Annotated in this window: 15 protein-coding genes; 8 read left to right on the forward strand and 7 right to left on the reverse strand. The window is 58.8% G+C overall.

Annotated features, from left to right (window positions below):
- The first annotated feature begins 411 nt into the window (after positions 1–411).
- Complete coding sequence (locus H0I76_RS07340) at positions 412–1,218, forward strand: isocitrate lyase/PEP mutase family protein (protein WP_200608837.1); 807 nt, start codon at positions 412–414, stop codon at positions 1,216–1,218.
- 307 nt (positions 1,219–1,525) lie between these two features.
- On the opposite strand, the gene H0I76_RS07345 is transcribed toward H0I76_RS07340, so the two are convergent.
- Positions 1,526–1,969: a hypothetical protein gene (locus H0I76_RS07345; protein ID WP_200608838.1), complete on the reverse strand. Its 444-nt coding sequence runs from the start codon at positions 1,967–1,969 to the stop codon at positions 1,526–1,528.
- Between the two features lie 218 nt (positions 1,970–2,187).
- On the opposite strand from H0I76_RS07345, the gene H0I76_RS07350 reads away from it, so the two are divergent.
- The 4 genes from H0I76_RS07350 (at position 2,188) to H0I76_RS07365 (ending at position 9,146) form a co-directional block, all read left to right on the forward strand.
- Positions 2,188–4,140 (forward strand): hypothetical protein, encoded by a 1,953-nt coding sequence (locus H0I76_RS07350; RefSeq protein WP_200608840.1) that lies wholly within the window; start codon positions 2,188–2,190, stop codon positions 4,138–4,140.
- Between the two features lie 68 nt (positions 4,141–4,208).
- Complete coding sequence (locus H0I76_RS07355) at positions 4,209–5,537, forward strand: BTAD domain-containing putative transcriptional regulator (RefSeq protein ID WP_200608842.1); 1,329 nt, start codon at positions 4,209–4,211, stop codon at positions 5,535–5,537.
- 375 nt (positions 5,538–5,912) lie between these two features.
- Complete coding sequence (locus H0I76_RS07360) at positions 5,913–7,025, forward strand: fatty acid desaturase family protein (RefSeq protein ID WP_200608844.1); 1,113 nt, start codon at positions 5,913–5,915, stop codon at positions 7,023–7,025.
- A 204-nt stretch (positions 7,026–7,229) separates the two neighbouring features.
- On the forward strand, positions 7,230–9,146 hold the full coding sequence (locus H0I76_RS07365; RefSeq protein ID WP_200608846.1) for an SGNH/GDSL hydrolase family protein: 1,917 nt from the start codon (positions 7,230–7,232) through the stop codon (positions 9,144–9,146).
- A gap of 471 nt (positions 9,147–9,617) precedes the next feature.
- Here H0I76_RS07365 and H0I76_RS07370 read toward each other — a convergent pair whose 3' ends face one another.
- Positions 9,618–9,884: a hypothetical protein gene (locus H0I76_RS07370; protein ID WP_200608848.1), complete on the reverse strand. Its 267-nt coding sequence runs from the start codon at positions 9,882–9,884 to the stop codon at positions 9,618–9,620.
- Between the two features lie 429 nt (positions 9,885–10,313).
- Here H0I76_RS07370 and H0I76_RS19770 point away from each other — a divergent pair, with 429 nt between their 5' ends.
- Both H0I76_RS19770 and H0I76_RS07380 read left to right on the forward strand, forming a co-directional pair.
- Positions 10,314–10,901 (forward strand): IS3 family transposase, encoded by a 588-nt coding sequence (locus H0I76_RS19770; protein ID WP_407704255.1) that lies wholly within the window; start codon positions 10,314–10,316, stop codon positions 10,899–10,901.
- Complete coding sequence (locus H0I76_RS07380; protein WP_200608970.1) at positions 10,862–11,038, forward strand: hypothetical protein; 177 nt, start codon at positions 10,862–10,864, stop codon at positions 11,036–11,038. The genes H0I76_RS19770 and H0I76_RS07380 overlap by 40 nt, the downstream gene beginning before the upstream one ends.
- Before the next feature lie 187 nt (positions 11,039–11,225).
- On the opposite strand, the gene H0I76_RS07385 is transcribed toward H0I76_RS07380, so the two are convergent.
- From H0I76_RS07385 to H0I76_RS07395, 3 genes are all read right to left on the reverse strand, one after another.
- Positions 11,226–12,980 (reverse strand): glycosyltransferase, encoded by a 1,755-nt coding sequence (locus tag H0I76_RS07385; RefSeq protein WP_200608851.1) that lies wholly within the window; start codon positions 12,978–12,980, stop codon positions 11,226–11,228.
- 77 nt (positions 12,981–13,057) lie between these two features.
- The gene (locus H0I76_RS07390; RefSeq protein ID WP_200608853.1) at positions 13,058–14,182 is read right to left on the reverse strand and encodes a hypothetical protein; all 1,125 of its coding nucleotides are present in this window, start codon (positions 14,180–14,182) and stop codon (positions 13,058–13,060) included.
- A 1,335-nt stretch (positions 14,183–15,517) separates the two neighbouring features.
- Positions 15,518–18,247 carry a glycosyltransferase gene (locus H0I76_RS07395; RefSeq protein ID WP_200608855.1) on the reverse strand — a complete coding sequence of 910 codons (2,730 nt, stop codon included), beginning with the start codon at positions 18,245–18,247 and terminating at the stop codon, positions 15,518–15,520.
- A 573-nt stretch (positions 18,248–18,820) separates the two neighbouring features.
- On the opposite strand from H0I76_RS07395, the gene H0I76_RS07400 reads away from it, so the two are divergent.
- On the forward strand, positions 18,821–20,041 hold the full coding sequence (locus H0I76_RS07400) for a hypothetical protein (RefSeq protein WP_200608857.1): 1,221 nt from the start codon (positions 18,821–18,823) through the stop codon (positions 20,039–20,041).
- A gap of 107 nt (positions 20,042–20,148) precedes the next feature.
- Here the strand turns inward: H0I76_RS07400 and H0I76_RS07405 are convergent, their stop codons facing one another.
- Together H0I76_RS07405 and H0I76_RS19400 are read right to left on the reverse strand one after the other, a co-directional pair.
- Positions 20,149–21,471: a tyrosine-type recombinase/integrase gene (locus H0I76_RS07405; protein WP_200608859.1), complete on the reverse strand. Its 1,323-nt coding sequence runs from the start codon at positions 21,469–21,471 to the stop codon at positions 20,149–20,151.
- Between the two features lie 735 nt (positions 21,472–22,206).
- A complete protein-coding gene (locus H0I76_RS19400) occupies positions 22,207–24,222 on the reverse strand; it encodes an adenylate/guanylate cyclase domain-containing protein (RefSeq protein ID WP_234455187.1) in 2,016 nt (671 codons plus the stop codon).
- Positions 24,223–24,224: the final 2 nt, after the last annotated feature.

Here is a 24,224-nt window from a genome sequence, read left to right on the forward strand (position 1 = left end):
CGGGTGGTGGGAATCGAACCCACGCGTTCAGCTTGGAAGGCTGACAGGCTACCATTACATCACACCCGCGACGTGCAAGCGGTGGTATATCGTCGATGCTTTGACGTCAATAAACGCTTCTCGGCGGTCACACGAACGCGAGTCTTTAGGGCGACTAGCGGTCTGACCGCACTCCGACAGTTGAAGAGGCGGCCGCCCTACATCAAAGCTCGTCGAAGACTGTACGCCCGGAGGGGGAACGAACCTTCGTGGCGCTCAGCACTGAGGCCCGCTCAATGGTCGATGCGGCCATACACAAATGGCTCGCCCGGCCTCCATCAGCCACTTCCGCACTTGTCGCTGACCGCAGGTTTCGCTTGCCCGGTTCATTGGCAGTGCGACACTGTCGGCGAGCCAAAGCGGGGCCACGCCATGCGACGCAACGAGCTGACGGAGCGTTTCCGTGCCCTTCACGTCCCGGGCCGACCGGTGGTGATGTTGAACCCTTGGGACGTTGGATCAGCGAAGGTCATGGCGGGGCTGGGCGCGCAAGCGCTGGCGACGACCTCGGCCGGGCATGGATTCACGCTGGGCCTGACCGATGGCGGGCAGGTGCCACGCGACACGGCCCTGCAGCACGCCGCCGCCATCTGCGCGGCAGTCGATGTGCCGGTCAATGGCGATTTCGAGAACGGGTTTGGTGAAGACCCCGAGACTGTCGGCGAGACGGTGCGACTGGCGGCGGAGGCGGGGCTCGCCGGGGTCTCGATCGAGGACACCGCCGTCCCGACGACGGCCTCCTATCCGTTCGATCTGGCTCTGGTTAGGATCGAGTCGGCGGTTGCCGCGGCGCGCACCGCAGGGATCGTGCTGACCGCCCGCGCCGACGGCTGGATCTTCAAGAACTATGATCAGGCCGAAGCCTTGCGCCGCTGCCGGGCCTTCGCCCAAGCGGGCGCCGACGTGATCTACGCGCCTCTGGTCGATGCCGATACCAGCCGCGCACTGGCTGCCACTGGCACACCGGTCAACCTCCTTGCCGCCGGTGCAATGCGTGATCTCACGACGGACCAGATGGGGGCGCTCGGGGCCGCCCGCATATCGATCGGCGGGGGACTGGCCCGGGTCACACAGCAGGTAATCATCGACAGCGCCCGCGCGATGCTTGAGCGAGGCGATTTCACTAATCTGAAAGGCGCCGCGAACGCGGCCGAGGTCGAAGAGCTGTTAACGAAATGAGGCCCGGGACCGCCGACTCCCGGCTCTCCTGCGAGCCCATTCCCTAAACGCGCAAATCGAGCTGTCGCGACTGGACACGACGACCTTGTGCTCGAAGCGGGCGTCCTCTGCAGAGATTGCTAAAAACAGCCATGGGCAGGGAGCGAAAGGGCAACTTTGGGCGGTGAATAGCCATTCGTTGCTGATTCTAAGAATGATCGGCTTGGTAGAGAACCGGATGGTTCGGTTCTGAAGCACGAGCCTTGATTGGCGGCCTGTGTCGACACCACGCGGCTGGCTCAGCGTGGCGATCTGGCGGCCATCCCTATTAGGCGAGCAGCGTTCGGAGTCGCCGCTCGGAGACCGGCATCTTCGCGCCCGACCGGAACGCGGTCCACAAGTGCTGCTTCGGCGTCCCGGCGTAATATCGAGGCATCGCTGGCAGAAGCCTATCGCGCGGCCAGGCGGTAGATGCGTAGCGCTCCGACATCGACCAGATCCGCTTGGCACGATGGTAGGTCGACATCGTTGGCGGCAACATCGCCGACAAGCTTCGCAATTCGGCATCACGCAGCCACATCGCGCGCTCCATCCACCACGGGACACCGCCGTGGTCCTGAGCGACGCCGAAGGCTTCATCAAGGTTTCCGCAATCATGATCGAGGAAACGGCCGAGCGCCGCACCCAACCATTCCTGCAGATCGATCGGCAGCGGCACGCCCTCGCGGCAACAGCCAAGGATGGTCTCAAGTGCTTCGATCTCTCTGAGCATTCTGGTCGCCCTTCGGTGTGACCCAATTTCGCGATCATGCCCAACCGGCAGTTTGACGGGCGTCAAAAGCAAGCGTCATGAGTCGTCAGTCAGGCGTCGAATTGGCGTCATTTCGGAGTCAAAAGCGCGTCACGGGCCCGAACTGATCGTTTCCAGGAGCTTCACAAGCATTGCGCTGCGGAATAGAATCACGGCCATGAGCCTGTCGGAGAAGCTCGATGCGCAAGCGATCCGCGCCTTCACCGATCTGGCGCCTGATGGGAGACCTGTCGATCGTTACGCCTGATGGCGTCGCCGTCGACGGTCTTGGAACGAAGGCGCTTGCGCTGCTGGCTTACCTTGCGCTGACCGCGGAACGGGTGTCGCGCGCTGAGCTCGCAGGGATGCTTTGGCCCGGGCCAGATCCCTCGCGATCGAAGCACAATCTGCGGCAGTGCCTGCTCTCGCTGCGAAAGAGCTTGGGGGACAGCTTCGAGAAAATCATCAAGCTTTCGGATCAGTGGGTCGCCTTGGATCATGATGTCGTCCGTATCGACGCACTGGAAATCCTCCGGATCGATTCTGGGCGCCGAGCGTCGGCCGCCGAGATCATCGGCCTTTGCCGCGGCCCGTTCTTGCGTGCCCTGGCGACCCGGGCCCAGCCCTTCGATGACTGGCTGGAACTGCAACGCGAACGCCTCGACATAGCAACGCAGCGCATCGCCACAGCGGCTTACGAATCCGCTCGACGGTCGGGTCAGACCTCCCAGGCCGCCAATCTGCGCACCATCCTCGAGACCATCTCAATCGCTGAGACGGCCTCTGAGCAGACGGGAAACTGGGGCCTTCTGACGCGAAAATTCTCGGGTCGCCGCGCCAGACCGCTCCGCCGCCTCGGCATCGGTGCAGGCGCCATCATCCTGGTCGTTCTGGCATCGATCGGAGCCTATCACATGTCGATGGATGTGCGGCACGTCTTCGATGACAGCATCCTCGGCGAGCGCAAGGTGGTGCGCCGTATCGCTGTTCTTCCGTTCACCACCAGCAATGCGACGACTGAGGAGCAGAGCCTTGCCGGAGGGGTGACGCTCGGCGTCAACTACGCGCTTTATGCGATCACGGCGCGCGAGCTCTTCGTCGTCACGCATGTGGCGCAAGCCCGCGACCTTGGCACGGAAGAGCGCCTCGCAGTCGCGAAGGACCTTGGCGTGCAGTACCTAATTTCGGGGACTGTCGAGGTCAAGGAAGGCGTGGTCCGCGTCTTTGCACAGTGCCTCGATGCTCAGACCCGGACCGTCATCTGGCGCGAGCAGTTCGACAGGCCGATCGCCCAGGCCTTCAGCCTCCAGGACGAGATCACGCTCGAGATCCTTAAGGGTCTCGACATCGAGTTGAATACCGCCGAGTGGAACCGGATCCAGTACCTCGACGACACCGAGAACCTCCATGCCTGGCTGGCCGCCGCTAACGGCGTGCGTCATCTCATTCGGGTGCGCAAGGAAGATGTCGAGATTGCACGAGCCTCGTATGTGAGGGCGCTTCAATACGACCCGGAGTACATTAGTGCCCGCCGCGGATTAGCCTGGGTCTCCTTCCTGCGGGTGCGCCTGGGGTGGAGCAGGGATCCGGCCGCGGAGATCCTCGAGGCGAAGAACCAGCTGGGAATTGTCCTCAGAAAGCGCCCTGATGACGGCCTGACTAAGAGCCTAGAGGGAGCAATCCTGCTTCTCGAGGAACGTTACGAAGACGCGGTGGATGCCGGCGAGTTCGCGGTCGAGATGCTGCCCGGATCGGCCGACGCCACGGCGGTGCTCGCCCATACGCTGACCTATGTCGGCGAGACGGCGCGCGCGCTCGAATTGATCAATCGCGCAATGGAGCTGAGCCCGATGAGCCCAGGCTGGTATCGCTGGACGAAAGGCCGTGTGCTACGGCTTGCGGGCCGCTTCGATGAGGCGATCGAATTACTGGAGCAGGATCTGGGGGCAAGCGAACCCACGCTGGTGCACCTGGCCGAACTGACCGCCTCCTACTCGGCGAACGGAAACAAGAGGGCCGCGCAAAGGGTCGCGAGGGTGATCCGGAGGATCGATCCTGAGTTTAGCGCATCGGCATGGTTGCTGCACCCGCGGCTCAAGGATCCGGAGCTGCAGAGCAAGGAATTTGAGTACCTCTCTGGCGCTGGACTCTAGGAGGACGCCGGGGCGTGCGGGTCGTGCCGCGCCTTTTGTCAGGTCTTCGAGTGGGCTAGCTTCAAGACATGCAGGGCGAGAACGTCAGCGGCAGAGATGACACCATCCGCGTCCGCTTGTTGACCGGCGCCGACATCCTGATTGAAGGCCATAGCGATCTGGACTGGAAGGGAAGGATCCCCCGGATCGTCTTCGCAATTCTCGCTCTGTCACCGGGAATCGCGGTCTCGCGCGACCGGATTGCCGGACTGGTCTGGCCCGAGAGCGACCAGGCGGCTGCCAGGCGGAATCTGCGCATGGCCCTGACCACGCTGCGCAAAGGCTTGCGACCCGTCGGCGACGACCTGATCACGGCGGACCAAGACACTGTGTGCCTCCGTCTCGATCCGACGCAAGTGGACGCCTGTCTGATGGGACGCCTTGCGGCGGAGCGCACCGTGCAGGAGGCTGAGCGAGCCCTCGCGCTGTTCGGCGGCGCGATGCTGCCCGACCTCCGAATGCCATCGGCAGAGATCGCCGACTATTTCGTACTCGTCACAGACCGTTGTCGAGGGTTGGTTCTCGAGGCAGGGCATTGGTTGCTCGCCGAATGCGTGGCGGACGCTCGGACCGATCGCGCCGCTTCCGTTGCACGACGGCTTCTCGAGATCGCACCGACCGATGAGGAGGCCCATCGCGCGCTGATCCAGTACCACCTTAGGCGCGGCGATCGTGCCGGCGCGTTGCAACAGTTCGATCGATGCGTCGCCGTTCTGAAGCGCGACCTCGATGTCGCGCCGTCCGCGGAGACGCAGGATCTTCATCGCAAGATCCTGAGCGATGTCCCGGCTTCTCGGGACGATGGCCTGCCCAGCATCCCGGTCGCGCTCGTCTCGGCGCCTATCAACATCGTTCCGTCACGACGATACCTGCTGCGCCTTGTCCGTCTTGCGCGATCTGGGCCCATTCTCCTCGGGCTGGGTATCGCCGTGTCACTCGGCCTCGCCGTCCTAGTATATCGCGCAGCGGTCCGTCCGGATGCGGAGCCGCAACCGATGACGAAGCAGATAATCGCCTTGGCGCCGGTCGTGGCGGATCCGGCTCCGTGCGCCACGCCATCGCTCGCGAGGGATCTGGAGCGATTGCAGCAGAGCGCGCTCGTCTCGCTTCCGAACGTCGCCGTCCTGCTTGGCGGCGCTCACGTCGATCCGCAGGGCGACCCGGTGAGCACGCTGCGCACCAGAACGGCGCTGCAATGCAGTGGCAACGAGGTGCGCGTGACCGTCGAGGTCTGGGCGACCGCAACGGGCGAGATGGTATGGGCAGGACAATATAACGGGAGCCAAGCCGCGCTGGACGCTCTCATGGATCGGATCATCGCCGATCTTGGCCCTTGGCTGGCCGACTGGTCTCGATAGAACTCTTCCGACACCTGATGGGCCCGCATGGTTTGGCCCCACCTGTCCAGCACTGGCTTGGACCGGATGATCCGTTATCCGGGGGCGACATGCAGGACCCACGATCTGACTACGATACAACACGTTAGCAGCCGCGCAACCAAAGCAACGGCAGCGGAAACCGGGTCAACCGATTCAATCAAGCCGACGATGCTCTGAAGGGTCAATCGGGGTTGCGTGGCCGCTCTCGTCAGCCCGGCACCGATCGCGGAAATCCATCCCTCTTTGATCTTCCCAGGAGGCAGAGCGGTACTGTGGCCGATTTCCCTGGACCTTTGCCTCGGACGAGCCTGCCGAAAAGGACTCACTATGACCGTTCACGCCCGAAGCACCTCTGTGCCACAGTCACCACCGAAGCCGCGGCCACCGACGCATCTGAGAGCACGGTTCAAGAAGGACGCCTCGGACGATTTCTTCATCGACTTGCGCCAGCGGGTGAATGCCTACCTCCGCGAGCACGGCAAGAGCCGCTACGACGACGGGCGCATCGCACTGAAGGGGGTGGCATATGCTGCAGTGACGCTGACGGCCTATTTCGTCATGCTGTTCGGCGGGCTGCCCCCGGTGGGGACCTTCGCCGCGGCGGTCGTGTTCGGCCTCGGTTGCCTGTTGCTCGGGCTCAATGTCGGTCACGACGCGGCGCATAACTGCCTCACGCGCCAACGCTGGCTGAACCTGACGCTGCAGACGTTGATCTTCACGCTTCTCGGGGCCGATGCCTATCTCTGGCGGCTTCGCCACGTGAAATCGCATCACGTGTTCCCGAACGTGAACGATTGCGACATCGATATCGACGAGTACTGGTGGATCCGACTGTCGCCGAACCAGCCTCGGCTGCCGCACCACCGCTTCCAGCACCTCTACGCACCGCTGATCTTCTGGCTCGTGAACGTGCACACGACATTCTACCAGGACACGGTCTACCTGTTTAAGCGAGACCTCGCCAACATGCGCGATATCAGCCATCCTTGGTACGCCTATCCACTCTTCGTCGCCTCGAAGGTCGGCTATTTCGCGATCTGGCTCGCCATCCCGATGGCAGTACTGCCCTATCCCTGGTGGTGGATCGCACTTGCGTGGCCGGCGGTCTCGTTCATCATGTCGGTGATCTTCATCGGCCTACTGATCGGCACTCATTTTGCCGAGGAAACGATCTTTCCCGTCGTCGACGATGACGGCATGATCGACCATGGCTGGGCCTATCACGCGCTCGCCACTTCGCTCGACTGGAGCCCCGAAAGTCCGGTCGCCAATGCTATTGCAGGCGGCGCCAACGCCCACGTAGCGCATCATCTGTTCCCGAATGTCGCACATGTCCATTATCCTGCGATCACGCGGATGATCCGCGAGGAAGCGGTCCGGTACGGCCTACCTTACAACGTGACGAGCTTCCTCGGCATGATCACGTCGCACTTCCGATTTTTGAAACGGCTCGGGCAGGCGTCCTAAGGCGCTGCATGAAAATGATTATTTTTCCCTCGACATTTGGGACCTTACCGGTGGTCTGCGGCAGAGCGCAGCGCCGGCACAGGGCTTGGAACTCCAATCGCCTTTGGATGCCGACCGACCCGCCAGACCGTGAGTCTCGAGGAAAGATGCAGCCCGGATTCTTCGGGCGAGAGTCTTGATCGCTAGCCAAGGGAGGAGACGCACATGTCTGGAAACTCGTTCCGGAGCCCCGTTCAAAAGAGCGAAACGGCCCCCCGATACTCCAAGATCTATATCGTCGGCGACAGCATCTTCGACTCAGGTGGGATCAATACCCTTACCTTTGGCACGCCGACTGGAGACTACACCGCGTTCGGATATGGCTACCGTACCAACACCCAGGATGTAGACGGCGACGGTGTTGAAGACGGTGAGTCTTACGCGCAGCAACTGGTTACGCTGTTTGGCTTGGCCGATCAGGTCCAGAACGAGTCGGTAGCCGGCGCGGAAGCGGTACGGGACTTCACCGTCAAAGAGCATATCGACCAGATATCGCTCTTCGGTGCCAGCATTCTCGACGTGCTGGAATTCCAGGATCGGACGCCCCCGCCAGAAAGTCTCGAAACGCGGATGGATCTCGCCGGTCAGATCGAACGGACGCTCGTGTCCTTCGTGACGGATGGCAGCCCGGAGAACGCTGCCGCCATAATCACCATTGGCTCCAACGACTTCATTTCTTTCCTAGCGTCAAATCTCGACTTCATTGGAGAGAACGCGGAGGCTCTCGGGGAACTGGTCGCGAGCGGGACACTCGACATCCCCGCCGTGATCCAGGATCCAGACACGCCCCAGTTGATCCGGCCGTTCTTGATTGAGATCGTCACGATCCTCACCGGTACGATCGAGGCCACAGCAGGCGCGATCTATACCCTCGCCACCGCGGGGATCGACACGTTGATCTTCGCCAACAACCCGTCCTTCTTCACCCCGCTCGTGCAAGCTGCGCCCGGCTTGCCGGAGGGCTTCGCTGATCTGATCAAGCCCTTCGCACTGGCGATCTTCGATGCGCAGAACGCGAGCGTCGAGGCAGCCATCGGGGCATTTCAGTCGGACCCGTCGATCACGACGCAGTTCCAGGTGATCGACACGTTCTCCATGGTGGAGCAGATCTTCAAAGATCCAGCCTCCTTCGGGATTCTTAACCTCAGCGAGCCGGTCTATCTCGACACGCCGAACGGTGCGATCGACCCGTTAACCGGAGAGCAGTTCTTCTTTGCCCCGCCAAACGGCGACTACCCGGACGGCATATCGCTCGATCAGTCCGTCTACTTCGACACCGTGCATTTCTCCGCCAACACTCATGACATCCTGAGCGCCTACAGCGAGGCATCGTTGGCGAGGAACCTGCGATTTCTGACAGACGAGGCGGATCATTTCCGGTCCGGTATGCCGTCCCACACGGGCGCGAGTGTCGATGATGTGGTATTCGCCGATTTGGGCAATGACCGTATCTTTGCGGGCGGCGGCGGCGATGTCGCCTTCGGCGGCGGCGGCAACGACCGGCTGTTCGGCGAATGGGGCAACGACATCCTCGCCGGCGGCAGTGGAAACGACCACCTTTTGGGCGGTCACGGATCGGACGTCCTCTCCGGCCAGGATGGCAATGACCATTTGGTCGGAGGGAGCGGTGCCGACTTCATGTTTGACGGTCTCGGCGACGACGTCTCCGAGGGCGGAGCCGGAGATGACGTGTTCCTCAATGTCTCCGAAGAGATGATCGGCGGTACACGGGCAAGTCGCGACGTAGACCAATTTGTCGGCGGCGGGGGGCATGACACGCTTTTGCTGGTGATCGGCGACGAGGCCGAACGTGACGCGGCGATCGAGGCGATCGAAGCGAGTCGCGGTCCGGGTGGGCGGATGGGCGACTTCGCGATCGCCGAACTCGGCATAGAGGCGTGCGGTATCGATCGAGTGGTGATCTTCGATCATCTGGTCCTGCCGATCGGCACTACGATGGACCTCGACCTCGCCGAGACCATTGCCTATGGCGATCTCTGGAGCGTCCTCCCGCCGGCCGAGGGTGGAGTTGGCCTAGCGGCCGCCGTCTACGACAGCGATCAGGACTGGTGGACCGCCTAGGGCTCGTGGTGCTGGCCGGAAGCCGGGGCTACCCTGCCATGATCGGTAATTCGAGACGGCATTCACGAAGATCATGTGCGCCCGCACAGCAGTCGTTGGTGCAGCATGCAGCTAATGACCGCTCTCCGCCCAAAGCGAACATCCGTGCTCGACGCAGCGAACGTCCGGTTCGAGTCCGAGGCATGTCCGTTGTCAGATGATTTGGGCCACTCGGTGGGGGCCGCTCATGGTCGCGTCGAGGGACACTACACGGACTGGACCCCCCTTGAGAGCCGGCTGAAGGGTTTCGGTGTCGAGTCAGACGAGAGCGATCCGTGGCAGTTTCGTAACGTTCTGGCGGCGCGCGCAATGTAGCGCTATGCGGCAGGTGATCTTGTCATGTGTGGACGCCTTCGTCTGCGCAACGGCGGATGGAGGCGTCCGGTCCGGTGCTGTCATGTGTCGACGAACCCACGGACAGTTTCACGGCAATTATTCCGTATGCTTCTTTGCTGCAAACCGCCGGTACCGTCCCGAGCCTCTTAGCGTCGCCATATCAACGAGGCCGCGTGCGGCCAAAGCCTTTAGAGCGCGCAGAACTGTTGCGCGGTTCGCTTGCGTCGCTTCGAGGCCAATCGCGCGGAGTACATCAATGGGACGGGCAAGGTCTCGCCAGTTGTGGCATTGTCCGTGGTTCTCATCATGCCAGTTTCGGTATGCCGGAAAGCCTTCGAGCGCTTTGAGGATCTCGAGTTGCATTGGTGAGAGTCCCCGCCCCATGTGGTTCTTACCCGTTAACGCTTCACAGTTTCGACCACATATTAGAAATTATAGATAGATTGGAAGATCTGTTCATGCTGGAGGATATATTTTGATGTTTGCGATTCGCAAAAGCCCCAGCGCTACTCGAAAACCGAGGGCATGCGCATGACCGAGAGCGGAGCTGCGTGAGCCAGCCTCATGTGGGTGGTCCGCCTTGATGTATGTGCTTGTGACACGAGCAAGAAGGATTGGAGATGGCGAGGAAGCGGTATTGACCTGAGGAGATCGTCGCGAAGATTCGGCAGGAGAGGTCGTAGAGCCGCGAGGAATGAAGAACAATGATGCGATCCGTCAGGTTGGCGTGAGTGAGGTGTCCTTCTACCGCTGACGCAAGCAGTACGGCGGGATGGGCACTGATAAGCTGAGATGCCTCGAGGAACTCGAGAAGGAGAACCAGCGGCTGCGCCGGGCGTCTCCGATCTCACCCTCCACAAGTTGACTCTGACGGAGGCGCCAACGGGTGCCGAGAGCCAACGAAGCGCTACTACTGAGCTCTTTGCGCCGCCGCCTCTGTGTGTCGATCACGTGAGGCAGGCCCTCTCGGTGTCGGAACGCCGAGCTTGCCACACACTCGGCCAGCATCGCTCGACGCAGAGAAGGCCGCCTCCATGCCGCAATGATGAAGAACGGCTGACTGCCGACGTGATCGAACTGGCCCGTCAGTATCGCCGCTACATGTCTCGCCGGGTCACCGCAATGCTCGGTGATGCGGGCTGGCAGGTGAACCACAAGCGGGTCACTCGGATCTGGCGACGCGAAGGGCTCAGGATTCTTCCGCAGAAGCAACCCAGGAGGGCCACGCTCTGGCTCGCTGACGGATCATACTGCGTCCGGCGGAGGCTAGCGCTCTCCCAAGCCATCTCGGGTCCTATGATTTCGTCCAGGACCGAGCGCATTACGGGCGTTCCTACCGAATGCTCAACATCATCGATGAATACACTCGGAAGGCGCTGATGATCCGTGTCGATCGAAGCCTCGTTTCCTTAGACGAGGTCAAGATGCTGACCGATCTCCTCATCATGCGTGGACCGCCCAACTTCATTCAATCCGATGACGGGCCGGAGTCCCTCGCCGAGCGGGTGCGCGACTGAACCTCAGCTGTCGCCGCAAAGATGGCCTTCATCGAGCCCGGTTCACCTTGAAAGAACGGGTACTGAGAGTTTCAACGCCAGCCTGCGCGACGAACTCCTCAACGGCGAGATCCCTTACACGCTGAAGGGGCCCGCATCATCGGACGACCTACGATGCAATTTATCGGCTATAAAAGTCAAAATGGCATCAAGCCGAAATCAAATCACTATCCACTCTCTCATACGCCAAGCGCAGATGCTCTGCCACGCTCTCATTGTTTGGGTCAATATGAAGAGCAAGTTCATAGTATTTAACAGCGAGATCGTGACGTTCTATTCGATTAAAGAGGTGGCCTAGCTGGAGCAGCAAGTCCTGATCGGTCGGCATGATCTCTCTTGCCCGCTGATAGGCGCAAAATGCCTCCTCGAAGCGCATCGTCTCCTTCAGCATGTGGCCATATTGTACCCAGTATTCTCCACGCTCTGGTCGCTCACGCAGACCTTCCGCATAGCAAAATGCTGCTCTCGCGAAATCTTGTCGATCTCTGTACCAGTCCGCAGCGTTGAAGCACGCGCCCGCACCGCTCTCCACCGGACTCTGTGACGAGCGCCTCCATCTCCGCTTCGGCGTCACCGCATCTCGCCAAAATCCGATAAGTTCGGGCAGATCGAAGGTGGCCGTCTTCCTGTCAAGGACCGTGGTATTCCTCAAGATCTGCGCCTCATCAGGAGCATTCAACTCGCGCAGGGGCCGCACTTGCTCGCGTGCTGCGGATTGATCCAGCGCTGCGTCAAGGATTCGATCCAACGCGGAAAAATGTGCTTGCCAGCTTGGCGGCCGGTATCCGGGCAATCGCGCGAGCTGTTCCGATCGTCGACGACTATCAGGATGAGCATATTCGAGAACTGCATCACGCCATTCTGATACTGCAAGTGGGTGAATGAACTCCGGGACTTCTCCCCCTGCTTCATGAAACGCCGGGATGTCCGCAGCGATCGCCGGAACCCCCTGGGAGAGCGCCTCAACCAACGGCATTCCCCAGCCTTCGACGAAACTCGGAAAAAGCAGAGCCCGGCATCCAGCTATCAGTTCGGAAAGCTGCGCATCCGAGACAGAGTCGCGTTCAATCACTGCGCTTCTGATTGCCGGCGACCTGTCTAGCAGGTCAAACACACTTTCGTTTTTCCAGCCTCGCTTCCCGACTATTACCAATCGCGGGACATTACCCGCGCCCAAGCTGCTCACCATGTCCCTCCACAAGAGAAGCATGGATATGTGGTTCTTCCGCGGCTCGATGGTTCCAACCATCAAGAAGTATCCATCGGATGAAGCTGCCGAATGCTCCAACCGGGCTCCAAACCTCGGCTCCACGCCAATATGAAGCACGCTCGGAACCTGGTGGCGAATGCCAGAGTCATGATAAAATTTCTGCACTCGATCGGCAGTAAAATTGGAGTTTACCATCAGTATTGGGTCAAATTTAGCAATGTTTTCAATGCGCGCGGCATGCTTTAACTCATCCCCCTCCCTCACGTATTCCGGATAGTCTATTGGTATGAGGTCATGAATATAGAAAGCCATGCGCTGAACGCCTTGGCGTTCGACGCTTCGCAGGTATGGCTCGCAATCCAGGTTAGCATGAGATGAGTTCAAGAAAATGCGTGGCGCGCCTCGATCCAAATGATCGAAGACCGAACGACATAGCTCGACTATTTGTTTTTGATCTCGAGAGGCGAGATCGAGCATCTTGTAAAATCTGTCATCTTCGTCAACAACTCCGCCCAGCCACTGCGCCTCAAGTCTCTTGACCAGCGACTCCCCAAACGGCTTCGGAAGCACAACGAACTCGTCGCGGACTCTCATTCCACATCGGAACTCGATATCGCTGCGAGAGCTCAGATGCGCTGCATGCCTTATATCGACCCTGTCGATCCCCGTTGCGAAGTCGCTCTTGCGCCTCATGAAAAGTCGCGTCGCGTCGAATAGGACCGTATACTTCTTGCACGAACGGGAAGTTGAACCGGGATTTGTAAAATTCATTATCGACCCCAAGTCATATTAAGAGAATGCTTCAAAGATCCACTTAAAAAATTCGGGTCCCATGGAGATGGTTTAAATGAATCACCATGGATTATTGATCTCCAAAACCTCTCCGTAATTGCGTATGGAAGTAGGGGAATATATTGGCGCCAGCTTCTCTCCGCCCCAATGCAAGCAAAATGATCGCCATTATTTAAAAATCTCTTTGGAGTGACACCAAAATACGGCGCTTCCCACAAAACACTTGATGAAAGGGACCCTGCCACTGAAACAAAACCACTACCCAGTAGGTCGTATATGTTTCTTTCCAGAACATTAATTCTTGGCTCTCCATCAAGAAACGAATCCAGCTTCGAGTTTGGCTTGCTATGGGGATGTCTTTTGTAGAATACGGTGCCAAAGTCCTCGACCATTTCTCGAAGCGCGAGCTCCACATCAATTTGGCCTGCATGGATACCGTTGGACACCAATGACGCGTCAAATTCCGTTTGACCAAGAAAGACTGCGGAGCCCGGAGGAATAGCCGCGGACCCCTGCATCCGCCGAGACGCCCGGGCGCTGAGAAGCCGGGCTTCGGTTTGGAACACATCCTCCGGAACTGCGTGCTCTTCCATGCTTTGGCGCAGCGCAGCAACATTGGTTCTGGCACCAAGAACGCAATCCTGCAAAAACCTGAGAGGATAGATGGTGAAGTCGATATACGGGATGCAATTTCGATCGAAGATATCCTTCAGGTAGGGCGGGAGCTCGAAACTGACGACCACTCCCCGATCAAAGACGTCGATCAGAGCCTGCTCGGCGCGCTCACACAGTCGGCTTCGATAGACCGACGCCCAGCCAGCGGTGGAAAACGGTATCCCATGCATCTGGTAGATATCGAGGCGCGTGACAGGATGTGACGTTTCTGTGAGAGACACGTCAACAGACGGCACGCTCAGTGCGTTCTCAAAAGCGGGGGCAAGCAGGCGCCGCAACCAGGTGACGTTGATGGTCTGTGGGTTCTCGAAACGGTTTTGCCGGTGATCTTCAACCCGCAGAACATCTCCCGTGAATATTGTCCTGCTTACGTTGAGGAAAACGTCACCCCCGAGCTGCTCTATGGAGACAGAATCTAAATCTTTCATATGTTTAGCATGCCTCCATCAATTTTGAGCAGCTGCCCTCACGCACCAGAATTCGCGGCACCTAGATACCCCCACAGCCCTGGAGAGCCAAGCGGAACTTCCCCCGAAAACAGAGATCGCGCGCATGAAGTGGAAATCCGCGACACGCCACGGTGACCGGGGCATTGCCGGCAAGGGAGGCAAGATATGCGCGGCGCCGGCTCTCCATCTGAGACTTCATAGCCCGCTTCAACCCTCGTGCCAGGCGACAAGGCCGCAACAAGACTGGCGACCGGTCATACAGCCATAAACCGGCCCACATCGCCCCATCGTGAGCCGGCGTATGCGGCAGAGGGCGATCTGGGTCGTGTCGCCACGTGCGACACCAGCAGGCGAAGCGCATCGTGCAGTCCATAAATGAGGTCAGGCGCCGCCCTTGCTCGGCGACACGACATCAATGGGTCAGAAAGAGGGCTCCTCAGAAACGCACGCTACAATTCAAACACGTCGGTTGCGCACTGCACCAGAAACGTGACCGGATCGCCTCCAAGCGTGTTTTGGTTTGGCCGTTGCGCGCGACGCCACTCGCGTCACGCCAAGCCGAATGCGCGCCTCGTGTCGGACACCGCAGGGTCATCCAACGATGACGTAAGGCGTGGCGTTATCTCCATTGGCGTCGCTCTCGCGTGATCACGACCAACGGCCCGACAGGCTTCCTCTCCCGTGGCTGCAGCGACGTAGATCACGCGACTCGGTTTGGCAGGGTTGGGAGTTACGATCCAAAATCTGACCTGCGGGCAGGACCGCATCAGAATGCCCATAGCGCTACGGCAATCCAAATCATTGCTCCGATTGGGATTGCCCCCACGGGAAAGAATCCGATCGCGGGAAACTCGCAAAAGCAGGAGGTCCGCTGATCGCTCGAGAGGTCATTCATCGTGAATCATCCATATGGGTTGTTCGTTCACGAGCATGGTAGGAGTCGGAACTTAACAGCACGTAAAGGCTCTCACACATTGGTGGCAATCACAGGGCAAGCCAACCTCCGATCGTGCTCGGGCTCACGACGGCCGCGACCAGGATTTGACCCTACCGCCAACCGATCGCCACGTCGGTTCGGTTCGGTCATAGCATGTGCGCGGAATCAATCTTGCTGACCTCCGCCCCACTTAGGCTCACTCGCGACCCCGCAATGCATGTGAAGGTTACAGCGATTCTAGCGTCCGATGGAGAATAGCCCACCTACCATCTCATTAGGCTCCGGCCTCGAAGCCAGCGTCGCTTCCAATTGAAACCAACGGCCGCAATGCACCGGGAGAATGCGGAAGCGCAAGGCACTGGCACGCAGATCAAATGTCAGCACAGACGCTTCGCAGTGTCGATCGCTTCGTCGTAATAGGCACGCCATCGCTCCGAGAGAAGGCCTGGTGTTGAAAGAACTGAAATCATCTCGGGCCCACCGAGGCAATCCGCCTCCTCTATGAGGATTGCGTCACCTGCATTCCATGTATGGCGCGACTTTTCTTGTCGCCGCATAACGACGAAATTGAAGGGATCAACATCATAACATTTCCAGCCACGCATAAAGACGTTCCGGCAGAATGCAGTATCCTCGCCAAGAGAAACCGTCTCAAGAAATCGAACATCGTCAAATACCTCCCTCTTAAAGCAAAGAGAACAACCCGCGGCAAACGGCCCTGACACCTTCCAATCCCTAAAATATGGCTGGGGTCGGTGTCGGAAAATCATGTTTAGCTCTTCAATGTAGACAAAATATGATGATCTACCAATAACATCTGCATTCAGAAACTCCATCGAGCGCACAGATGACTCAACATAGTTGTCCAAGTATATATCGTCAGAATCAAATCTCATAACCAGCTCGCCAGACGCCAGATCTGCAGCTTTGTTCAAAATTTTTCCAATCTGCCTGTCATCGGAGTGCACGACCTTCAAATCCACATGAAGGGGACACTCAAAACTATTCATCAAATTTGAACCAAAAAGCTCTCCGTTCGGAACGACGATCACTTCCAAGTTGCGCCAAGTTTGCCGCGAAACACTTCTACAGAGATTTCCCAGGTCACTTGCACGATGGATGGGAGCGATCACGGAAACCCGCGGAGATCTCGGCTCATCAGAGCCACGATTTATCAGGTCGCAGAGACGACGCTCTCTGTCGACGGCTTCCACAGCCCTCTCGTCGCGCAATCTGTCGACCGCATGATTACGATGTAGGCGAACACGCTCCGCAAGCGCGTCGCATTCAATCGTGGAGGCCAGCTTCTCCCCCTCCAGGGCCAAGAAAGACTTCAGCTGACGCCCGGGCTCACGCTTTGCCACAAAATCCATACATCTCTGAGCTATCGCCCCAACTTCCTCTCGAGAGGTCGCTGCCTCAAACTCGAGAACGAACGAAAAATCATCACGGCCCTGATCATCTAGAACAAGATCTTTCAGGCGGCGCGATATGAACCGACGGAATTTATCATCTCCCCTCATGTAATGAGCAATTCTCCTTAAAGCCTTCATTTGCTTCGGCGAGAATTTAGCGGACTCCGGCAGCGCATAGATTTCTGAACACATCAGATCGTGTTGTCCTGTGTCCCAGCAAGCGTGCACGAAATCAATGAACGCCCGAGAATCAAACTTCTCATCATCTGATTTAAGAAGATACCGCGATATGACGCTTTCATGATCTCCACTCATCTTATCCAAGTCGTCTTGGAAAGACCGCGAGAAAACCGCGCCGCTTTGAATCTTTGCCGCTACTTCGTAAAACGCCTTTGGCCCCATGAGATCGTAAAGGATCTCATTCAACGCCTCGGTCATTCCGTAGACCAGGTGAGTCGGGCAGTGCCTCATCACGACATGTGTGAGATGCGACCGCGCCACTACCGGATCGTTGCAGGCAAAGGCGGCGCGCGCCGTCATAAGGCGGAGCTGATCGGATCGGACGCCAGCGATGATGGCGTCCTCCCCAAAGTTCCACGCGTCACGCGGCCGCGAACTCTTCAAGAGAACTCGGACCACGACTTCAGAGAGGGCGGGCGGGCAGTTCCTTGCCCCAAGTCGTCGGATCCAGTCCATCGCGACGGCCGCCGAGAGCTCGTAACATCCCTTCTCTTCGAGAAGCCGGGCTCGCTGAAGACCGATCTTCGAAGCTACGACGTCCCTGCGGTCCAGCTCATCGAGCAATTCCTCGACATCGGCCAAACGCTCCATTCGGAGCAAGATATCGCCTCGCTCTACCAAGACGGTTTCTGCATCGAGCAGCGGCTCCAATTTCGCTAGTTCTTCAAGCGCCCACTTGTGGTCCCCGGCAAGCGAAGCAACGCGAACCGCTTCAAGGCGCAGTCGCGCGTCATCTGGGCGCCGCCTCACGGCGCTTCGCGCGGTTTCACTTGCCTCGGCGTAGGCCTTGCGGCCTTTTGCCAATAGAACCCGCTCCATCAAAACGCCAGGATGATCGGCATGCTCCGCACCGACCAAGTCGAGCTCTGACTGCGCTTCATCGAGCCGCCCAGCACGCCGCAGAGTTTGGATAAGCTCAATCCGCAGCCCCAGGCTCTCGCCCTTCACAAGCGTGTCGCGAAACGCCGCTGCGGCCTCGTCAAATATCCCGCACAGACGGAGGAGCCGCGCCCGTTCGACATTGAGTCCATGATGGCCCGGATGAGATTCTACCGCGCCGCGAGCCAGCTCAAGACCCTCTTCATGCGCTCCACGGCCTTTCGCCGTAAGCACCCGCTCCATCAAGACGCCGGGATGATCGGCATGCTCTGCGCCGATCGAGTCGAGTTCGGACTGGGCTTCGTCAAGCCGCCCGGCACGCCGCAATGTTTGGATTAGCTCAATCCGCGGCCCGGGTCGCTGGGAGTTGGATACGGCAGCCCGAAACACCTCCGCCGCCTCATTGAGCTCACCGTTCAAGCGGAGCAGCCGCGCTTTTTCAAGAAGAAGACCAAGGTGGCCCGGATACAACTCCACCGCACTTCGAGCAATCTGCAGCGCATCGGCGTACTTCTCCAGTTCGCGGAGGCGAGAGAGTTCCTCAAGAAAGCTTTCCGCACGGTCGTCAAGCATCCGGACACCATTGCATGCGTTTCTAGTGGCCGCTGCAGCGCATCCGGGGCGCCGCTGCGTAAGTGTGCCCCACCGCACCCGCCACGATTGCCCGAGCGTCACCTCAAGGATCAGCCCCACGAGCGGCGGCACCATAATGGCAGTCGGCAGTGCGATGGATCCTCTATCACTTCCGAGCGACGCTGGACAGCCAGCATGAATAAAACCACTCCAAGCGCTTTCTGGCTCGCACCCGCAGTGAATGATCGCACCTCTCGCCAAAGCGCGTGGGTCGGGTGAAAGACCCCCCATGCCCCGAGTGTTTCTTCACGCCAGGCAACGGGCGGGCTGAAACTAGCTGCGTCAAGCCCGCGATGGATAAAGGCTCTCGTCCACTGAGCCGCCGCCACGTGACATGAACTTTTGCCTCCGAGCGAAGAACCGCCCCGCATTTGAGGGCCTTCGCCCGCGCGGTTATATCCCGCCCGAGATCACGGTCAGCGCAAACTGAACGCAGCCGTCGCAGCTTCGCCTTTCATCTTCGATACAATCTTGGACGGGATCTCGATCACCGTTAAAAGGAGAAAATGATGCGTGGAAACGAGGCGCCGCTCGCAGCATGAGGGAGCGCAGTTGGCGAGAAAAGTATTTGTCCATGTCGGGATGATGAAGACCGGCACCACCGCCATTCAGCACATGTTGAGCGAGAATCGCGAAGCCTTGCTACGAAATCGGCTGCGCTTTCCTATTGCTCCTGGATACCGCGCACATCTCGATCTCGTTCTCTACGCGATGAACGATGAGCGCATGGGCGCTCATCACCGCCAGAAGGGCCTGAAAGACAAGGAAGACCTTCGCAGGTGGCGCACGATATTTGAAGATCACCTCGCCCGAGAGCTGGGAGCATGTGACGAAAGCATCATTTTTTCGGATGAAAGACTGGCATCTCTAATTACAAAGCCAGAGGAAACTCTGCGACTGCGCGAATTTTTATCAAGATTATCGGATGAAATAAAAATTATAATTTATATTAGAGATCAAATATCTGCTATTGAAAGCTTTTACTCGACGGAGATCCGCGCCGGAGAAACGCACCCACTCACTCCAATTAAAAAAGAGCGATACTTCAACAGATTTGAATATAATAAAATAATTGAGCGATGGGCAGATCGATTTGGCTCTGGAAGTATCATATTAAAAGAGTTTTCGCCTGAAAGTTTGCTTGGGGGCGATGTATGCAGAGATTTTCTTAGTATATTAGGGGCGCAGAGCGATAGAAACATTGATTTTCCGTTGAACGCGAACGAGAGCATTGGCAGAAACGGGATCGAGCTCCTTAGACACCTCAATGTCCATATGGGAAAAGGTGACTCTGGGATAAAGGATTGGAGGGGCGGAAACATCGATCAGTTTATCGCAAGAATTGATAGATCTGAAAAAATAAAACTTCCCGCCGATGGGTGCGGGGAGATAATTAAATGGTACAAAACTGACAACGAGAAAATCTTCCAAAAATACGGCGTTGACCTTAACTCCTCACTTCACAAGAAAATTGATGCTCGCTCAAGGAGCGAACCTACAGATGAGATACGAATTGACGAAATAATCGATCTCTTCGCGAAGTGCTGGATGGCTCGTGAAGAAGAAATTGTGACGAGAGAGTGTGATGACCTTGTGAAATCCGCCCACACATTTATCGCGAAGGGTGACGACTTTCAGGCGATTCGACAATTGGAAAGAGCCTTGATGCTTGGCGATCCGACCGGAACGGCCATGAAACACCTCGAAGAGCTGAGAGCTAGGCTATCGCCATGACGGGCCGAAAAATACTCTTTATATATAGTACAAACCTCTGCTTCTGCTTATTAGCTGCAGTGCCTTCGCCTTGACACTCATATGGCGTTTCCGCGAAGACCGACAGTTCATTCATCACGATCTACGATGCCACGCCGACCTGGTGCGCGCGTCAACTCCCCTCGCCGCAATAGGCGCAACGCATCCGCGCCCGCTTTCGAAAAGTTTGATTTTGGCCACGACGTATCATCGTCGACCCGAGCGTAGCTTCGCCAGTCCGGAGCATCCGACCAATCAGTGCCCGATTTGAGGGAGGCGGACCTCATCGAGTCCTGTTCCTCTTCGCGGATCGGCTCAAAGCGACGTCGAATTTCCGCCTCCCTTACTTGCGGCGCGAGGTGGCCGTAGGTGTTTGATACGGTCGACGTGCTCGCATGCCCAAGCTGCTCGGCCACGATCGACAGTGGTGTACCCGCCTGCACTAGCTGGCTTGCGTAGGTATGTCGCAATCCATGGAACACGAACTCTGCAGGAAGTCCGGCATCTCGGACCGCCCGCTTGAAGAGATATCGATTGTGTCGTGGTTCCCACGGCCGCCCATCGTCTCGGACGAAGATGAGCGAATGTGATGGCCTCCCCTCGCAGAGCGAGAGGAAGAATAACATGCCCTCGTCGGGCAGAAACACAAAGCGCGGGCGATAGGTCTTCACCGGCGCAACGAAGATACCATATCCGTGGCGCGCCACATCAGCGACGCGCAATCTATGCAATTCGGTTGCCCTGCAGCCCGAGTAGAGCGCGCCGAGCACAAACCGGCGCAGGTCTGGACGGCATCGGGAGAGGAGCACCCGGCACTCTTGCCGGGTCAGGAACAACATTCTCGGCCGATCGACATTTGGGAGCCGCCTCAGGCAACGCCAGCAGCGGTCGTTGTCGGTCCGACCGTTCTCCCAAGCCATCTGGAACGCCACGCGAAGGATGCTGATAAGGGTGTTCAGCGTCTTCTTTCGCTTCCTGAGTTGATCTTCGGAGAGGGATGAAATCCCCCGCTGTGCGCCCTGCTCTTGCCTTCCACGCTTGGGCGGCGTCTCCAGTACCTGTCGCGCGAAGTCTCTCAAGTGCAGACCGTTGAACTCGTCAAGCGGGATCTCCGCCAACCGTGGGACGATGTGATGGTTGATAAGACTCAAGTTGGTTTCAAAATGGCTCCGCGCTGCTGCAAGCCGTTTCCATTCCACGTAGTCATCCAAGGCGTGGCCAACAGTGACAATGGCGCCCGCAGGGCAAATCTTAAGGGATCGGCAGCATCCGAGGGGGTAACTCTCCGCGGCAAGCGTTCTGGTATCCGGCCGATCGAACCACGCGCGCGCAGCCGTGAGCGCGTTGGCATAATCGAGGCCTTGCGAACCGCCTTCAGCGACCTCGCCCAATCGTCGCTGGCGATAGCGCATATCCTGCGTCCTGACCCGTGCCAGCCAGTAACGCCTTCCGTCACAACGCTTCTCGTATCCGAGGTGTCGGCAATACTCGAGGATTGACCAATGAGGCTCATCTCTCTGAGGCAGAGCACGGCGGATTTCATCGCTAGATAGATCGAGGCGCTCTCGCCGAGTATTCATAACGAAACCTCCTTGATTAGAACTGAAATTCGCATCCCCATCGCCACCACAAGAACCATAGGGAGTTTTTTATACTCACCGATTAGGCAATCCATGGCGCGTTTGGCGCGAACCGAAATTTTGATCCTGCGCACGCCAAGTGAGTGATGTGCTGGGCGTCATCCAGCGTGGTCACAAGCTGAGAGGGGCCCTCCACACGGAGTATCAAGGCCGACACTTGGGGACCAAAGTCTGGCGATAGATGCCTGCTCCACCGGGATCGCCGGTTGTTCAAAGATGCGGGTGACCGTGGGTGCCGGCCGAGGGAATGGCTAGGTGTCCACCCACATTCCCCACAACACCAACCCCTATTCACCCACGGGCAGCGCACCAAATCTTTGCTCGCACCGCGGTGGCGAATTCCCCACGGTGAGCGAGAGGCTCGGGAAGGACCCATGGCTAAAAGACCGCGGAGCCCTCGGTGGTCGGCAAACGGCAGCTTCTTGTCCGAGAACTGACGCCCCCCACATCGTGGCCGAACTGCAGGCCGATGCCAGGAACGATCAAACCAGCGTCCGATCTAGCACGTCATTCCGGTTCCGCGTCTCCGTCTTGTTGTGCCGGCTGAGCGCGTGCGGCCAGGTCCAGCATGTCAATCGCATGCTTCAGGCTCGCGCGCGCGGCGGCGCGGTCGGCGGGCGACATCGCGTTGATATTGAGATCGAGGCGAAGATGTTCGCCGTGCTGGTGGACGCCGCCTCGTCCCTCGTCGGCGATCTCACCGGGAGCGATGACACGATAGGTCGCCACCGGATAGGCAACGCCCTTGACCTCGACCTCTCCGCGCGGCTCGCACGCGACGCTGCCATTCACATGCGCGAAGGTCTCGAAAGAGAGCAGGATCTCGCCTGGTGCAGCCATAGCCTCGAGCCGGGATGCGATGTTCACGGCGCTTCCGATGATCGTGTAGTCCAGCCGGTCCTCGCTGCCGAAATTGCCGACTGTGCAATAACCGGTGTGAATGCCCATCCGGGCCTGAAGGGGGCGCTCGATGCCTGCCTCTCGCCAGAGCCACTGGAGTTCGCAGAGACGATCCCGCATCTCCATCGCCATGCGCACGCAGGCAACTGCATCCTCCCGGACGCCGCGGGTATCGGGATCGCCAAAGAACGCCATGACGGCGTCGCCCACGAACTTGTCGATGGTGGCGCCATGGCGGAGCGCGATCCGCGACATCTCGGTGAGGTACTGGTTCAGGATCTGGGTCAGTTCTTCGGATTCCAGCCGGTCGGCCGTTTCGGTGAACCCGACGACGTCGGAAAAGAAGATCGTCAGCTTCTTGCGGCTGCTCGCAACCTTCACCTCCTGCTTGCCGGTGAAGATCGAGTCGTAGACCTGTGGAGACAGATACTTCGCCAACTGGTTCGAAAGCGCTTCGAGCTCTCTCGTCTTCTCGGCCAGCGCCGCTTCGCGGTGGTCGATCACCTCCATGTAATGCGCCATCGCGCCGGAAATCGAACCGATCTCGTCGGGGCGTGGGTCGGAAAGACCATGCCGTCGATCGTCGGAATATTGCTGCAGCCCCTCCCTCATCCGCTCAAGGCGGAGGAACACCCGGCGCTTGAGGACTTGCCAGACCAGCAGGTTCCCCGCCCCGAGGATCAGGACCACGCCGAGGATCGCGACCAGGGTGTAGCGCGTGGTCTCGTTGACCAGCTTGATTTGGTCTTCAAGTTCCGAGCTGGCGCGCCAGAACTCGTTGCTGGCGCTGCCAAGAAGCCGGTTCGCGATAAGCGAGTTCTCCTCAGCCAATGCCCTGATCTGGAAAGCATTCGACAGCTGCGCCGACTTCGCGGCCAGGATGGCCTGCCGGGAGGCCTGCCAGAGATCGATGATCGCGCGCGCGGCGTCTCCGACCGCTGGCACAGGGTGCGCGGCATTCTCATTCGATCTATTCAACCGTTGCGACAGAGCGTGTACCGCTTCCTCAGCCTCGGTCCGGTTGCGTGAAAAACGGCCTCGGTTCATGTCGAGAATCATGGCCCTGATCCTCGAGGCCGAATTCAGCGCAAAAGCGGTGATCCCGCCGTCAGCCGCACTCATGCCCTCGTTGAATGGCCTGACGAGACCCGCAAATTCTTCGCCAAACACCTCGAGTTTCCTCTCGACCGCGATCTGGTCATCGACCGCGCTGGTGAGATTCGCCAGATTGGCAATCAGCAGATCGGCATTCTGCCGGAGCGTCGCCATGCGTTCCGGTTGGTCCAGCAGGGCGTCCAGTTCAAGAATGAGTGCGCGTTGCGAGCTCTCCTTGTCGCGAATGCGCGCGCGCAGCGTGTCGAATTCTGCCTTCGAAGGGCTCATGCCCAGCGCCGGCGCAATCGAACTTGTCGCAGACGCGTCCTGAGAAAGCTGCGCGAGCTTGACCATTCGGGGCAGGGCCGCGTCGCGCAGACGGTCAAGCTCCTCCTGGATCTCCAGGAGACGGAGGCCTATCAAGGCAAGCCCAAGAACAATGACGGCCGCGATGCCGGCCAGAATTGCGAACAGGAGGGCCGAAATCCGCCGATGCGGTTTGACATCGGGTCTCGCCGGATCGGTCATCG

Source organism: Thermohalobaculum xanthum, from assembly GCF_016623495.1.
GTDB lineage: Bacteria > Pseudomonadota > Alphaproteobacteria > Rhodobacterales > Rhodobacteraceae > Thermohalobaculum > Thermohalobaculum xanthum.

What these genes read in the sequence shown, in the direction of transcription:
- H0I76_RS07365 (WP_200608846.1), top strand. Translation starts at nt 7,230, where the DNA reads ATGTCTGGAAACTCGTTCCGGAGCCCCGTTCAAAAGAGCGAAACGGCC.
- H0I76_RS19770 (WP_407704255.1), top strand. Translation starts at nt 10,314, where the DNA reads ATGCCTCGAGGAACTCGAGAAGGAGAACCAGCGGCTGCGCCGGGCGTC.
- H0I76_RS07395 (WP_200608855.1), bottom strand. Translation starts at nt 18,247, where the DNA reads ATGCTTGACGACCGTGCGGAAAGCTTTCTTGAGGAACTCTCTCGCCTC.
- H0I76_RS07405 (WP_200608859.1), bottom strand. Translation starts at nt 21,471, where the DNA reads ATGCGCTATCGCCAGCGACGATTGGGCGAGGTCGCTGAAGGCGGTTCG.
- H0I76_RS07390 (WP_200608853.1), bottom strand. Translation starts at nt 14,182, where the DNA reads ATGAAAGATTTAGATTCTGTCTCCATAGAGCAGCTCGGGGGTGACGTT.
- H0I76_RS07350 (WP_200608840.1), top strand. Translation starts at nt 2,188, where the DNA reads ATGCGCAAGCGATCCGCGCCTTCACCGATCTGGCGCCTGATGGGAGAC.
- H0I76_RS07380 (WP_200608970.1), top strand. Translation starts at nt 10,862, where the DNA reads ATGCTCAACATCATCGATGAATACACTCGGAAGGCGCTGATGATCCGT.
- H0I76_RS07370 (WP_200608848.1), bottom strand. Translation starts at nt 9,884, where the DNA reads ATGCAACTCGAGATCCTCAAAGCGCTCGAAGGCTTTCCGGCATACCGA.
- H0I76_RS07355 (WP_200608842.1), top strand. Translation starts at nt 4,209, where the DNA reads ATGCAGGGCGAGAACGTCAGCGGCAGAGATGACACCATCCGCGTCCGC.
- H0I76_RS19400 (WP_234455187.1), bottom strand. Translation starts at nt 24,222, where the DNA reads ATGACCGATCCGGCGAGACCCGATGTCAAACCGCATCGGCGGATTTCG.
- H0I76_RS07340 (WP_200608837.1), top strand. Translation starts at nt 412, where the DNA reads ATGCGACGCAACGAGCTGACGGAGCGTTTCCGTGCCCTTCACGTCCCG.
- H0I76_RS07345 (WP_200608838.1), bottom strand. Translation starts at nt 1,969, where the DNA reads ATGCTCAGAGAGATCGAAGCACTTGAGACCATCCTTGGCTGTTGCCGC.
- H0I76_RS07385 (WP_200608851.1), bottom strand. Translation starts at nt 12,980, where the DNA reads ATGAGGCGCAAGAGCGACTTCGCAACGGGGATCGACAGGGTCGATATA.